Annotated in this window: 14 protein-coding genes; 6 read left to right on the top strand and 8 right to left on the bottom strand. The window is 32.4% G+C overall.

Annotated features, from left to right (window positions below; translation table 11 throughout):
* Positions 1 to 2: 2 nt before the first annotated feature.
* The 4 genes from porT to ACODSB_RS00815 form a co-directional block, all read right to left on the bottom strand.
* Complete coding sequence (gene porT / locus ACODSB_RS00830; RefSeq protein WP_488935661.1) at positions 3 to 725, bottom strand: type IX secretion/gliding motility protein PorT/SprT; 723 nt, start codon at positions 723 to 725, stop codon at positions 3 to 5.
* A gap of 1 nt (position 726) precedes the next feature.
* Positions 727 to 1,458, bottom strand: a complete 732-nt coding sequence (gene ubiE / locus ACODSB_RS00825; protein ID WP_053470065.1) for a bifunctional demethylmenaquinone methyltransferase/2-methoxy-6-polyprenyl-1,4-benzoquinol methylase UbiE — start codon at positions 1,456 to 1,458, stop codon at positions 727 to 729.
* Positions 1,459 to 2,036: 578 nt separating this feature from the next.
* Entirely contained in the window at positions 2,037 to 2,519 is a 483-nt protein-coding gene (locus ACODSB_RS00820; protein ID WP_053470066.1) for a dihydrofolate reductase, read from the bottom strand.
* A gap of 12 nt (positions 2,520 to 2,531) precedes the next feature.
* Complete coding sequence (locus ACODSB_RS00815; protein WP_053470067.1) at positions 2,532 to 2,876, bottom strand: 2TM domain-containing protein; 345 nt, start codon at positions 2,874 to 2,876, stop codon at positions 2,532 to 2,534.
* A gap of 240 nt (positions 2,877 to 3,116) precedes the next feature.
* On the opposite strand from ACODSB_RS00815, the gene ACODSB_RS00810 reads away from it, so the two are divergent.
* The gene (locus ACODSB_RS00810) at positions 3,117 to 3,413 is read left to right on the top strand and encodes an isoamylase early set domain-containing protein (protein ID WP_056207766.1); all 297 of its coding nucleotides are present in this window, start codon (positions 3,117 to 3,119) and stop codon (positions 3,411 to 3,413) included.
* 39 nt (positions 3,414 to 3,452) lie between these two features.
* On the opposite strand, the gene ACODSB_RS00805 is transcribed toward ACODSB_RS00810, so the two are convergent.
* The 4 genes from ACODSB_RS00805 to ACODSB_RS00790 form a co-directional block, all read right to left on the bottom strand.
* Positions 3,453 to 4,304, bottom strand: a complete 852-nt coding sequence (locus tag ACODSB_RS00805) for a thymidylate synthase (protein WP_073483372.1) — start codon at positions 4,302 to 4,304, stop codon at positions 3,453 to 3,455.
* A gap of 109 nt (positions 4,305 to 4,413) precedes the next feature.
* Positions 4,414 to 5,037, bottom strand: a complete 624-nt coding sequence (locus ACODSB_RS00800) for a bifunctional nuclease family protein (RefSeq protein ID WP_053470070.1) — start codon at positions 5,035 to 5,037, stop codon at positions 4,414 to 4,416.
* A 162-nt stretch (positions 5,038 to 5,199) separates the two neighbouring features.
* The gene (locus ACODSB_RS00795; RefSeq protein WP_488935660.1) at positions 5,200 to 6,168 is read right to left on the bottom strand and encodes an electron transfer flavoprotein subunit alpha/FixB family protein; all 969 of its coding nucleotides are present in this window, start codon (positions 6,166 to 6,168) and stop codon (positions 5,200 to 5,202) included.
* A 146-nt stretch (positions 6,169 to 6,314) separates the two neighbouring features.
* Complete coding sequence (locus tag ACODSB_RS00790) at positions 6,315 to 7,061, bottom strand: electron transfer flavoprotein subunit beta/FixA family protein (RefSeq protein ID WP_180856436.1); 747 nt, start codon at positions 7,059 to 7,061, stop codon at positions 6,315 to 6,317.
* Between the two features lie 502 nt (positions 7,062 to 7,563).
* Between ACODSB_RS00790 and ACODSB_RS00785 the strand changes: the two genes are divergently transcribed.
* From ACODSB_RS00785 to ACODSB_RS00765, 5 genes are all read left to right on the top strand, one after another.
* Complete coding sequence (locus tag ACODSB_RS00785) at positions 7,564 to 8,541, top strand: pyruvate dehydrogenase complex E1 component subunit beta (protein ID WP_053470073.1); 978 nt, start codon at positions 7,564 to 7,566, stop codon at positions 8,539 to 8,541.
* 70 nt (positions 8,542 to 8,611) lie between these two features.
* Positions 8,612 to 11,113 carry a DUF5686 and carboxypeptidase-like regulatory domain-containing protein gene (locus ACODSB_RS00780; protein ID WP_488935659.1) on the top strand — a complete coding sequence of 834 codons (2,502 nt, stop codon included), beginning with the start codon at positions 8,612 to 8,614 and terminating at the stop codon, positions 11,111 to 11,113.
* Between the two features lie 51 nt (positions 11,114 to 11,164).
* Positions 11,165 to 12,217 (top strand): acyltransferase, encoded by a 1,053-nt coding sequence (locus ACODSB_RS00775; RefSeq protein ID WP_488935658.1) that lies wholly within the window; start codon positions 11,165 to 11,167, stop codon positions 12,215 to 12,217.
* A gap of 12 nt (positions 12,218 to 12,229) precedes the next feature.
* Positions 12,230 to 12,829, top strand: a complete 600-nt coding sequence (locus tag ACODSB_RS00770) for a DNA-3-methyladenine glycosylase family protein (protein ID WP_488935657.1) — start codon at positions 12,230 to 12,232, stop codon at positions 12,827 to 12,829.
* A 132-nt stretch (positions 12,830 to 12,961) separates the two neighbouring features.
* Entirely contained in the window at positions 12,962 to 13,492 is a 531-nt protein-coding gene (locus tag ACODSB_RS00765) for an inorganic diphosphatase (protein ID WP_488935656.1), read from the top strand.
* The last annotated feature ends 68 nt before the right edge of the window (positions 13,493 to 13,560 follow it).

Genomic DNA, 13,560 nt, shown 5'->3' with positions numbered 1-13,560 from the left:
TTTTAATGAAATGTGAAATTTATTAAAATAGCTCTCGATTTCATTGAATCTATATTATCTGTATAGGGACTTACAGGATGTTCTGGAGTTACATTATCACGAATTAACTCGTCAGTAATACCAAACATACCTCTAATAGAAGGAGAGAAGATGAAATATTCTGTAAAGAAATCAATTCCAAAACCTAGTTCGTAAGCAGCTGTCCATTGTTTAACCCTGAATTTACCTTCAAAGTTATCATCTACAGAACTTGAGTTACTTGATAAGTTTAAAGTCGTTGACATTCCGCCTACTAAATAAGGACGAATGTTTCCGGTTCTTAAAGAGGAGAACTTTAATAATAACGGAAAGTGAATGTAAGTACTGTTTACTTCTCGTAAATAATCTTTTTCTAAGTTTCCAACTCCCGGGTAATATAAATCTCTTTTTGTGTAGTATAAACCTGGTTCAAAACGCAAGTTAATATATTCCTGCAGTCTTAAATCGGCAACAACACCCACATTAAAACCAGTTGTTTTTTTTACCTGAATATCTTTTTGAACTACATCTTTGTAATCAAATTTAAAATCAAAACTATTAAAGCCTAAATAATAACCGAAATAGACACGTTGTTTCTGCCAGTTTTCAAGGTTAATAATAGGATCTTTACTAAACATACTTTTAGCAAATTGAGAATATCCTTTTGTCGTTAAGACTAATAAAAATACGATTGCAATTTTTTTCATACTATTTTTTAGATGCTGAATAAATGGTTGCTACACCAAAAGTTTGCGGCATTGCTACAACATCTATAAACCCAGTTTTTCTTAAAATATTGTTTAATGCTTCGCCATAAGGAAAAGCCGCAGCAGATTCAGATAAATAACCGTAAGCTGAATTGTCTTTTGAAAACAATTTTCCAATAAGTGGAAGTATATTTTTGCTGTAAAATTTATATCCTTGTTTGTAAGGAGTTTTATCCGGAACAGAAGTTTCCAGAATTACAAAAACGCCGTTTGGTTTTAAAACGCGTAAAATTTCGGCAAAACCTTTTTCTAAATGTTCAAAATTACGTACGCCAAAACCTACTGTAATCGCATCAAAATAATTATCCTCAAAAGGAATATTTTCAGAATCGCCTAAAACTAAATCTATAACATTAGAAAGCTTTTTTTCTTCGACTTTCTTTTTTCCAACTTCAAGCATTCCGGCCGAAATGTCAAGACCAATAATTTTTTCTGCATTAGTTTTTGCCATTAAAATAGCGAGATCACCAGTTCCGGTAGCGATATCAAGGATAACTTTTGGTTTAGAGTCAGAAACTATTTTCAATACTTTTTTTCTCCATTTAGTATCAATACCAAATGAAATTACGCGGTTCAAATTATCATAGTTCCCAGAGATGTTATCAAACATTTGGGCAACCTGCTCTTTCTTACCTAAAGAAGAGTCTTTATATGGAGTTATTTTCTCAGACATTATTATAATTTACGCAAATATAAACAATCTAGTTTAACTGTAATTGAGTTTTTTAAATTGTCAATTAAATGTTTTAGAGGATGCATTAAATCATTTTTTCGGACTTGCTCAAGCATCACCAAAAGTGGGTATTTTTAAAAAATCACCAAAAGTGGGTATTGTGTACAGCTGATTTTATACCCAACTTTGTCAAAGTAAAAATGATGAAATTTTAATGATTGATAGTTTCACATTGACTTAATCAGATGGCCGCTTTTTTTGCACTGGCAGTCATTTGTTCAAGTGGTAGTTTTTAAAGTGTTGTTCTTGGGGGAATACTATTTTAAAAAGTGCGAAGTACGTTCTTAGGATTAAATTTGTTTTTGGAAATTTTAATTTTCTTGCCTTTAATATCTTAGTGGTATTTGTTATTAAAGGCGCTTTTGAGACTTGTTCTCAATTAACATTAAATGTTATTCATTTATTTCAAATGTCTTTTTTCCATTTGAGATTTTTTACAAAAACTATTTCTTGAGCAAGTCAAGACTAAAAGTCAATCATTTTTAAAAAACATCCTCCAAAAGAGGGTGTTTTTTTATTTATTTTCGAATGTAAGTTTCATAAGTATAATCATAAAGATGTTTTTCATCTTTAAAATTTTCTTCGGATTCTACTAACTGCCATTCACTCTTACTGATTTTAGGAAAAAAAGTGTCGGCATCAAAAGTATGGTGTACTTTAGTAATTTCAATTATATCCGTAAAAGGTAAAGCCAAATTGTAGATTTCTCCACCGCCAATGATATACGAATCTTCCTCTTCAGGGCACAATGCTATGGCTTTTTCAATGCTGTCTACAACAATGCATCCTTCGGGATTATAATCTGTTTGGCGGGTTATAACAATATGTGTGCGGTTTGGTAAAGGCTTAGGGAAACTTTCAAAAGTTTTTCTTCCCATAATAATATGGTGATTAGTTGTCAGTGATTTAAATCTTTTAAAATCATTAGGTAAATGCCAGACTAAATCATTGTTTTTTCCCAGAGCATTATTTTCGGCAACAGCCGCTATCATTATAATCATGTTGTGTTTTAACTAAATTTTATTCTCGGTGTCTTCGTTTATTTTCGATTCTAATTGGCTGATTCTCTTTTGCTGTAAAGCAACAAGTCGGTCAATTTGCTCTCTTTCCCATTTTTTATTCATAAAACGATCTGTTATATAGACTTTTATAAAATGTAAAATAAAGATAAAGAGCCAGATTGTAATACCCCAAATACACCAGTTTTGAGTTGTTCCTTCGCCAAAACCAAAAAATTTATTAGCAATAAATAAAAATAAACTTCCCAGCAGGAAAAGAACAAAATGAAAATATAAGATCTTTTTTTGTCTTAATCGCCTTCTGGCATACTCATATTGTTCGTGCGCTTCTTTTTCCATAAGATAAAAATGAGATTATAAAGTTAAAATTTATTTTCAAAAAACTACATATTTTGACCCCAGAATATTTCCTGCAAAATCTGCCGTGAATTAGAAATGTGAAAAATATCGTACATTAAATTACATATCTAATTAAAATAATATACTGTTTTTGTCATAATCATAAATCGATTACAGTGCTATCGAATGTTCAGGTGAATTTATGTAATTTTATTGTAGAAATCTAAAAACTAAATAGTTATGTCTTTGAAGAAACAATTTATTAAAACGAAGCCAGTTGTTAAAGTTACATTTTCAATAGATGCCAAAGATGCTGATTCGGCAGCAGTAGTTGGAGATTTTAATAACTGGAATGTAGAAGAAGGAACGTTAAGCAAGTTGAAAAACGGAACTTTTAAAGCTACTTATGATCTGGTTAAAGACGCGATTTACGAATTTAAATACGTAATCGACGGTACTTATGTGAATGATCCTGAAGCGGATTTTTACAAATGGAATGATTACGCCGGAAGTGAAAATGGTGTTTTAGTGGTATAAAAAAATCCGCTTGAAAATTTTCAGCGGATTTTTTTATAATTATACAGCAACACTTCCTTTTATGGCAGGATGCGGATCATAATCTAAAAGTGTAAAATCATTAAAATCAAAATCAAAAATGTTTTTAATCTCCGGATTTAAAATCATTTTTGGTAATGGTTTTGGTTCACGGGTTAATTGCAGTTCTAATTGCTCAAAATGATTATTGTAAATATGTGCATCACCAAAAGTGTGAATAAATTCACCTGGCTCTAAATCGCAAACTTGTGCAATCATCATAGTAAATAATGCATAAGAAGCAATATTAAAAGGAACTCCCAAAAAGATATCGGCACTACGCTGATACAATTGGCAGGATAATTTTCCTTTTGTTTCTCCTTTTTCTAAATCTGGAGCTGCTACGTAGAATTGAAAAAATGCATGACAAGGAGGTAAAGCCGCTTTGTTGTTGGCTACATTTTCTTCAAATGATTTTTTAGTATCCGGCAAAACCGAAGGGTTCCATGCAGAAACCAGCATTCTTCGGCTGTTTGGATTTGTTTTTAATTCTGTAATTAATTCAGAAATCTGATCGATTTCTTCACTGTTCCAGTTTCTCCATTGATGTCCGTAAACAGGTCCTAAATCACCATTAGAATCTGCCCATTCATCCCAGATTTTTACTCCGTTTTCCTGAAGATATTTTATGTTTGTATCGCCTTTTAAAAACCAAAGCAATTCGTAAATAATCGATTTTAAATGTAATTTTTTGGTCGTAACCATTGGGAAACCTTCACTTAAATCAAAACGCATTTGGTAACCAAAAACACTTTTTGTTCCGGTTCCGGTACGGTCTCCTTTTTGATTGCCGTTTTCTAAAACGTGCTTTACTAAATCTAAGTATTGTTTCATTGTTGCTTTAGGCTTTAAGCTTTAGGCTTTAGGCTTTTTCCTAATGCTTCAGCTTATTTTTTATGTTTAGAGCTTTAAGCTTATTGCTTTAAGCTTATATCCCTTAAAATTATCTTTTCGAGATTTCGTCTCTGATTTTTGCTGCTTTTTCGTAATCTTCCTGAGAAACCGCCTGATCTAAAAGTTCGTTTAATTCTTGTAAACTGTGTTTTGCGTAAACGTCTCCAGATTGATTTGTTTCTTCTTCGTGACCAAAAGTTTCAGGATTAGAAAGAACATCGTCAATTTCCTGTGAACCCTGATCAGAATCTGAAGTATTCGATTTTAGATAAATTCCGGCTTTGTCCAAGATGTTTTTATAAGTAAAAATTGGAGCGTTGAAACGCAAAGCCAAAGCAATTGCATCAGAAGTTCTGGCATCGATAATTTCTTCGATTTTATCTCTTTCGCAGATTAAACTCGAGTAAAAAACACCGTCAACTAATTTGTGAATGATAACTTGCTTTACAACTATGTCAAATCTTTCAGCAAAGTTTTTAAATAAATCGTGTGTTAACGGACGTGGTGGTTTTATTTCTTTTTCTAAGGCAATAGCGATCGATTGGGCTTCAAAAGCACCAATAACGATAGGTAATTTTCTTTCACCATCAACTTCATTCAAAATTAAGGCATAAGCGCCATTTTGAGTTTGACTGTATGAAATTCCTTTTATAGATAATTTAACTAGACTCATATATGTTTGTAAAAAAGGCACTTAGCGCCTCATTTTTATGATTTTTTGATTAGAAAATAAAAGTGCAATTTTAATCAAAAAATATGGAACAAAAAAGCTGCCTATAAACAAAGATACAATATCTTGTTTTTAGGCAACTATATTTTTTAAGAGAATTTTTAATTAAGAATGTTGTGCTTTAAAAGCTTTTAATTTCTCTGTTAATTTAGGAACAATTTCAAAAGCATCGCCAACAATACCATAATCGGCAACTTTAAAGAAAGGAGCTTCTGGGTCATTATTGATTACTACTTTTACTTTTGAAGAGTTAATACCTGCAATATGCTGAATAGCTCCAGAAATTCCTATTGCAATATATAAGTTTGTTGCAACTGGTTTTCCTGTTTGTCCAACGTGCTCACTGTGAGGTCTCCATCCTAAATCTGAAACTGGTTTAGAACAAGCCGTCGCAGCACCTAAAACAGCAGCAAGATCTTCAACTAATCCCCAGTTTTCAGGTCCTTTCAATCCACGTCCGCCAGAAACTACGATATCAGCATCAGCGATAGAAACTTTTCCAGTTACTTTTTCTACAGATTCTACTTTTACTCCAAAGTCATTGTCTCCAATTGTTGGATTAAAATCTTCTTCAGAAGCAGATCCTGCACTTTCGAAAATTCCGTAAGAGTTTTTAGCTAAACCAAGAACTTTTACATCTGTAGAAATCTCTGTGATGTTGAAAGCTTTGTTTGAAAAAGCATTTCTTTTTACCTGAAAAGGTGAAGTGCTAATTGGTAATCCAACAACATTTGAAGCAAAACCAGCATTTAAAGCCACTGCAACTAATGATGAAAGGTAAATACTGTCTGTAGTAGAAGAAAGTAAAACTACTTTTGTTCCTTCTTTTTCAGCAGCTTGTTTAATTACATCGGCGTAAGCCTTAGCAGTAAAACCAGCTAATTTATCGTTGTTTACTTTTAGAACTTTATCAACTCCGTATTTAGACAATTCGCTTACGTCGCTAATGTTTACAGTTAAAGCTGTAACAGTTGTACCTAAAGATTCAGCTACTTTTTTTGCGTAAGAAGCTAATTCGAAAGCTACTTTTTTAAATTTTCCTTCTGCAGATTCTGCATATATTAATATTGACATAATAATTTTAGATTTTAGATTTTAGATTTCAGATTTTTGAAAATTGAAATCTAAAAAGATTATTGATTTTAGATTTTGAAGTGAATCAAATGTTGATTTTAGATTTAGTATTGCCATCCGCAATCTAAAATCTAAACTCTACAATCTTAAATCACTTTAGCCTCGTTGTGTAATAAATTAACTAACTCATCTAAATTATCTGCAGAAACTAATTTCACTGCTGATTTTGGAGCTGGTTTTTCAAATTTTACTGCTTTTGTATTTACAGGAGCATCAACTGGCTCAAGAATAGTTAAAGCTTTAGTTCTTGCTGTCATGATTCCTCTCATGTTAGGGATACGTAAATCTTTTTCTTCAACAAGACCTTTTTGACCACCAATAATTAAAGGAAGAGTAGTGCTTACCGTTTCTTTTCCACCGTCGATTTCACGAACCGCTTTTACATTGTTTCCATCAACAGTTAAAGAAGTACAAGAATTTAAAAAGTTAGAACCTAAAATTCCGGCAATCATTCCAGGAACCATTCCACCATTATAATCAAGAGATTCTTTTCCTGCAATTACAAGATCGTATCCGCCATTTTTAATTACTTCAGCTAATTGTTTTGCAACAAAAAATCCGTCAGTTGGGTTTGCGTTTACACGAATTGCTTCGTTTGCACCAATTGCCAATGCTTTACGCAATGTAGGTTCAGTGTCAGGACCTCCAACATTTACAACTGTTACATTTGCACCTTGCTGCTCTTGGAACCAGATAGCACGTGTAAGTCCAAACTCATCATTAGGATTAATTACATATTGTACACCATTGGTATCAAATTCTGAATCACCATTGGAGAAGTTAATTTTTGAAGTAGTATCAGGCACATGGCTGATGCAAACTAATATTTTCATAAAGTATATATTTTGAATTTGTAATATGCTTTACAAATTTAGAATTTAATTTGGAATAATTATACTATGCACGCATAATATTTTTTAAAACTATTACGATTTCGAAGATTATGTGTTTTGAAGTGGTTTTCATCGGAATCTTAAAATGAAAAAGCATTCATTTTGCCTGATTGTTAGGAATTTTGCAATTTTTGAAGGTTAAACAATGGTTAAAGTTTAGGTCGATAAATACTAATTTTTGAATTTCCCCGTTCTTATGAAAGAATTTCGGAGAAACAGGAATTAAACAAATAGATTAAAGTTTGTCAAAAAAATGGATTTGGCAGATTAAGTGTGAGCTACACGTCTATTATATCGATTTCGTTAATATCACAATAATCTTTAAAAAGTTAAAAGCTAAAGAGAGAAAGAACTTCATGCGATTTTAAATTCAATTTATGCTTTTAAGTTATTTAAAATATTTATTTTTGCTCTTCAGAAAATTCAACATACAATATAAAATATGAGAACAATACAATTTAGAGAGGCCATTTGTGAAGCGATGAGCGAAGAAATGCGTCACGATGAATCCATATATTTAATGGGCGAAGAAGTTGCAGAATACAACGGAGCATACAAAGCTTCAAAAGGAATGCTTGCTGAGTTTGGTGAAAAAAGAGTAATCGATACTCCAATCGCTGAGCTTGGTTTTACAGGAATTGCAGTAGGTTCTGCAATGAATGGTAACAGACCTATTGTAGAATATATGACTTTCAACTTCTGTTTAGTTGGTATTGATCAAATTATAAATAATGCTGCTAAAATGCGTCAAATGACTGGAGGACAATTTAATGTGCCAATCGTTTTCCGCGGACCAACTGCTTCGGCAGGGCAATTAGGAGCAACTCACTCACAAGCTTTAGAGAACTGGTTTGCAAACACTCCGGGTCTTAAAGTTGTTGTGCCTTCAACTCCTTATGATGCAAAAGGACTTTTAAAATCTGCAATTCGTGATAATGATCCTGTAATTTTTATGGAATCTGAGCAAATGTATGGCGATAAAGGAGAAGTGCCAGACGGAGAATACACAATTCCATTAGGAGTTGCTGATGTAAAACGTGAAGGAAAAGATGTAACGATCGTTTCTTTTGGAAAAATCATCAAAGAAGCTTTTATCGCTGCTGATGAATTAGCTAAAGAAGGAATTTCTTGTGAGATTATCGACTTAAGAACAGTTCGTCCTATGGATAAAGATGCTATTCTTAAATCTGTTAAAAAAACAAACCGTTTAGTAATTCTTGAAGAAGCCTGGCCATTTGCAAGTATTTCTTCTGAGATCACTTATATCGTTCAGGAGCAAGCATTTGATTTCCTTGATGCACCAATTCAACGTATTACAACTGCAGATACTCCTGCACCTTACTCTCCAGTATTATTAAAAGACTGGTTGCCAAATGCAGGTGATGTAGTAAAAGCAGTTAAAAAAGTGTTATACAAATAGTACACATTTAGAATACTCATAAAACTTCATCATTCACTGTTAATTGATGAAGTTTTTTTTTGCCCAGACAATGAAAAGAATAATTTTACTCAGCCTATTTTTTGTATTCGCATTTGCGGCTATTGCTACTGCACAAACGAAAGTGAGTGGAATTGTTTTGGACAAGTCTAATCAGCCGATACCTTTTGCAAATGTTGTTTTTAAAGGATCAAACACCGGAATCGTTTCTAACGAAGATGGTCGTTTTTATCTCGAATCTCCAAATACTTATACCGCTTTACTGGTTAGTTCTGCAGGATTTTCAGATAGAGAAGTTCCTTTAGAAAAAACAGTCAATTACGATTTTAAAATTGTTTTGAGCGAACCTCAGGCATTAAATGAAGTGGTAATTTATACCGGAAAAACATCAAAAAAGAACAATCCGGCGCTTGATATTTTGAGAAAAATATGGGAAAGAAAACGTAAAAACGGACTTTACCAATTCAATCAATATCAAATGCAGAAGTACGAAAAAGTCGAGTTCGATATGAACACGATTGATAGTGCTTTCATGAAAAACAAACTCTTTAAAGGAATGGAGTTTGTGTTTAATCACGTTGATACTTCAGATGTTACCGGAAAAACGTATCTACCCATTTTTATCAACGAATCTGTTTATGACGTTTATGGAGATAATAAATTAAAAAAGGTAAAAGAAAATATTACGGGAAATAAAATGTCTGGTTTCAACGGAAATCAGCAGATTTTAGCTTTTGTAAAAGACCTTTATTCAGATTATAATATTTACGATAATCACCTTAAATTTTTTGATAAGAGTTTTACAAGCCCGCTTTCAAGAACAGGAATTGATGTTTACAATTATGTATTGAAAGACAGTGCTTTTATTGATAAAAAATGGTGTTTTAATATTGTGTTTTATCCGAGGCGTAAAAACGAATTGACTTTTAAAGGAGATTTTTGGGTAAATGATACCACTTTTGCGATTAAGAAAATTAATATGGGCGTTACTAAAAGTGCCAATATTAACTGGGTAAAAGATATTTATATCGAGCAGGAATTTGAAGTAGATAACGACTCTGTTTTTCTATTGACCCGCGATTATATGATGTCTGATTTTGCTTTGAATAAAAAGGAAAAATCAAAAGGAGTTTATGGAAAACGAACGACCTTATTTCGAAACCATAAATTCAATATTCAAAAACCGGAGAAATTCTATAAAGAAGAAGTCAATTTCATTGACAATGCGGTCTACGACCGACCGCCGGAATTTTGGGAAGAAAATCGTTTTGAAAAATTAAATAAAGACGAAGCGGGTATTTATAAAATGCTCGATACTTTGCAGACAGTTAAGCGATTTAAGCAATTGTATAATCTCGTCTCCATTTTGGGAAGTGGTTATGTCGAATTTAAAAACTTCGATTATGGACCTATTTTCTCCACATTTGGATATAATGAAGTCGAAGGTTTGAGGCTGAGAGTAGGAGGACGAACTTATTTCGGACCAAATGATCCTTGGCGTATACAAGCTTATACAGCTTACGGATTTGATGACAGTAAATTCAAATACGGAGTTTCCGGAAAATGGATGGTCGACAAGAAAAAACGTGTGATTATTTCTGGAGGAAACAGGCGCGACATTGAACAAATTGGAGCCAGTTTAACCACAACAAATGATATTTTAGGTCGAAGTTTTGCGTCTTCTGCTTTGTTTACAACGGGAAGCAACGGAAAATTGACCAACATTAATTTAAGTAACATTTCGGTTGAAATGGAACCTAAAAAGAATTTTGTTGTTCAGGCAGGGTTTTCTTATCGAACATTAGAATCGGCATCAAAAACATTTAGTTTAGATTATTATACAACATTACCAACCGCAGCAGACCCTATGGGAGTTGTAAAAAGTGATGTAAAACAATCAGAAGCCAATATTCAGTTTGAATATATGCCAAACCGTAAAACTATTGGTTACGGAGTAGAAAGAGATTTAGTAGACAGTCCGTTTAGTCATTTCTTTGTTAACTTTAGCTACGGTTTAAAAGGAGTTTTTGAAAGTGATTTTGCTTACGAAAAAATACAGGTATTCTACAAACAGCCTATTATTATTGGACCTTTAGGAAGATCTAACATTATTATAGAAACAGGAAAAACATTCGGAACAATTCCGTTAGGATTAATGAGTGTAATTCCGGGGAACCAGACTTACTTTACCATTGAAAATACATTTAGTAACCTGAATTTCTACGAATTCGTTACGGATCAGTATACAACATTACAATGGAATCATGATTTTGGAGGAAGATTATTCGCCAGAGTTCCATTTATGAGAAAGTTAAACTGGAGAGAGTTTATAGGAGTAAGAGCAGTTCATGGAACAATTTCTAAAGCAAATCGTGAAATAAATGCTTCCGGACTTCCTTATAATGCACCAGAAAATGTATACTGGGAATACAATGCAGGAATAGGAAATATCTTCAAAGTTTTCCGTCTTGATTTTTCATGGAGAGGAAATTATCTAGATATGCCTGACGCCCATAAATTTGCTATAAAAGGATCTTTCGGATTTTATTTCTAAACATCATTTAGATTCTTCGCTTTCATAATTATAATTAACAAATAATATTTTATGAGTGAAAACCAAGTGGGCAATAAAATGAGCTGGGCAACTAATCTAAGAGTTGCAGCAACGATTAGTGTAATTCTAGTACATGTAACAGCAGAGATTTTATATCAATATGGTTATGTCTCAAATTTTGTTTGGTGGACAGGGAATGTTTATGATAGTTTTGTGCGCTTTTGTGTGCCTGTATTTGTGATGTTAACAGGAGTATTAATGTTAAGCAGAACATACGAATTAAGCGAATTCCTTAAAAAAAGATTTTCACGAATAGTTTTACCTTTCTTATTCTGGAGTTTTATTTATGCAATGTTTTCATTAAACGATAATATTTCTGGAGGTCATGAAATGTCTTTTTGGGAAATTATTGAATGGGTATTCCATCTATTACTAAATGGCAGTTCCTATCATCTCTGGTATATTTATATGATTATTGGAATATATTTATTTGTGCCAATCATGAGTAAATGGATTCAAAATGCTACAGAAAAAGAGATTTTATATTTTATATTGATATGGATATTTACTCTGTTTATTAATCAGCCAGCTTTATGCAACTTCAGAATTAATGTTGATTTAACCTATTTTTCGGGGTTTATAGGGTATTTGGTTTTAGGATATTATTTGTCAATTAAATCTTTCTCGTTTCCTAAAAGAACAATTATTGGGACTGCAGTATTTTTGGTGTTAATTGGAGTAAGTATTACAATATTTGGGACTTATTTTTTATCGCGCGACAGCAATAGTTTTGAAGAGTATTTTTATAATTATAATTCTTTAAATATTTTGATGGTTTCAGTTGGTCTTTTTCTTTTTTTTAAGAATCTGGAGATCACTAATTCTGTGGTAGTACAAATTACTAATTTTATCAGTAAATATAGTTATGGAATTTATTTGATCCACGTTTTGATTTTGCGATTTATGTGGGCAGTTAAAATAGACTATGATTTTATAAATCCTGTATTTGCAATTCCCTTAGTAACTTTAATTTGTCTGTTGATCTCTACTGTGATTGTATATTCTATTAATAAATTACCTTATGGTAAATATATATCAGGATAAAAAGTTTCCATCATGCAAGAAGCAATAGATTTTCTAACCAATAAAAATCCAGTATTTCGGGAAATAATCGAAAAATACGGGCTTCCGCCAATATCAAAGCGACCACAGGGCTTTGAGACTTTGGTGTTACTAATTCTTGAGCAGCAGGTTTCTGTAGATTCGGCGAAAGCCACATTCTTAAAAATAAAATCTTACACAACCTGCAACCCTGAAACAATGGCGATTTTGCCAGATGAAGAATATCGAAGTCTTGGCGTAAGCCGTCAAAAAACAAAATACATCAAGATCTTGTCTGAAGCCGTTTTAAACAAAGAACTTAATATAGAAAGTCTGGCTTCAAAACCGGCAAAACAAGTTCGTGAGGAATTAATCAAATTAAAAGGAATTGGAAACTGGACAATTGATATCTATTTAATGTTCTGTCTTGAGGAACCGGATTTGATTCCGCTGGGAGATATTGCAGTCATAAATACAATCAAAGAATTGCTTGATATTCACGACAAACAAGAGATGGAAATCCATGCAGAACAATGGAGTCCGTACCGATCTTATGCCACATATTTGCTATGGCATTATTACCTAAGTAAGCGAAATAGGAAAATTATATATTAACTGTCTGTTATATAAAAAGAAAAGTAGATTAATTAATGTATAAATACAGAGATTAATATACTTTTTTCATTGTAAAAAAGGATTGTTTAGTTACTTTTGCAGTCGAAATTATAGATATAATAAAAAACGAAAATGACCGCAGACAAACTAACAACTTTCGATGTATTGATCGAAATACCAAGAGGAAGCAGAAATAAATATGAGTACGATTTTGAAATCAAAAGAATGCGTTTCGACAGAATGTTATTCTCTTCAATGATGTACCCTGCAGATTACGGATTTATTCCTGAAACTTTAGCACTTGACGGTGACCCTCTTGATGTATTGGTTTTAGTAAACGAACCAACTTTCCCTGGATGTGTTATGGAAGTAAAACCAATTGGTGTTTTTCACATGGCAGATGATAAAGGACCAGACGAAAAAATTATTTGTGTACCAGTTTCAGATCCAATCTGGAATTCATTAAATGACCTTTCAGATATTAATGGACACTTATTAAAAGAAATCGAGCATTTCTTCCAGGTTTACAAAGATCTTGAAAACAAACAAGTAGATGTAGAAGGATGGGGAGACGTAAAAGAAGCATTTGCAATTATTGCTGAGTGTACAAAGCGTTTTAATGATATTGAAAACAAACCAGAGGGATTATTTAGTATTAAATAATTTATACCCTATTTTATTATAAAAAAAGCAATACTGCCGTCAGGAGTATTGCTTTTTTGTTTAAATTC

Source organism: Flavobacterium sp. FG68 (assembly GCF_057808895.1).
The sequence above is the reverse complement of the archived record's forward strand: the minus strand, read 5'-3'. Positions and strand labels throughout refer to the sequence as shown.

Coding starts and splice junctions, on each gene's coding strand:
- porT (WP_488935661.1), bottom strand. CDS start 725: ATGAAAAAAATTGCAATCGTATTTTTATTAGTCTTAACGACAAAAGGA.
- ubiE (WP_053470065.1), bottom strand. CDS start 1,458: ATGTCTGAGAAAATAACTCCATATAAAGACTCTTCTTTAGGTAAGAAA.
- ACODSB_RS00820 (WP_053470066.1), bottom strand. CDS start 2,519: ATGATTATAATGATAGCGGCTGTTGCCGAAAATAATGCTCTGGGAAAA.
- ACODSB_RS00815 (WP_053470067.1), bottom strand. CDS start 2,876: ATGGAAAAAGAAGCGCACGAACAATATGAGTATGCCAGAAGGCGATTA.
- ACODSB_RS00810 (WP_056207766.1), top strand. CDS start 3,117: ATGTCTTTGAAGAAACAATTTATTAAAACGAAGCCAGTTGTTAAAGTT.
- ACODSB_RS00805 (WP_073483372.1), bottom strand. CDS start 4,304: ATGAAACAATACTTAGATTTAGTAAAGCACGTTTTAGAAAACGGCAAT.
- ACODSB_RS00800 (WP_053470070.1), bottom strand. CDS start 5,037: ATGAGTCTAGTTAAATTATCTATAAAAGGAATTTCATACAGTCAAACT.
- ACODSB_RS00795 (WP_488935660.1), bottom strand. CDS start 6,168: ATGTCAATATTAATATATGCAGAATCTGCAGAAGGAAAATTTAAAAAA.
- ACODSB_RS00790 (WP_180856436.1), bottom strand. CDS start 7,061: ATGAAAATATTAGTTTGCATCAGCCATGTGCCTGATACTACTTCAAAA.
- ACODSB_RS00785 (WP_053470073.1), top strand. CDS start 7,564: ATGAGAACAATACAATTTAGAGAGGCCATTTGTGAAGCGATGAGCGAA.
- ACODSB_RS00780 (WP_488935659.1), top strand. CDS start 8,612: ATGAAAAGAATAATTTTACTCAGCCTATTTTTTGTATTCGCATTTGCG.
- ACODSB_RS00775 (WP_488935658.1), top strand. CDS start 11,165: ATGAGTGAAAACCAAGTGGGCAATAAAATGAGCTGGGCAACTAATCTA.
- ACODSB_RS00770 (WP_488935657.1), top strand. CDS start 12,230: ATGCAAGAAGCAATAGATTTTCTAACCAATAAAAATCCAGTATTTCGG.
- ACODSB_RS00765 (WP_488935656.1), top strand. CDS start 12,962: ATGACCGCAGACAAACTAACAACTTTCGATGTATTGATCGAAATACCA.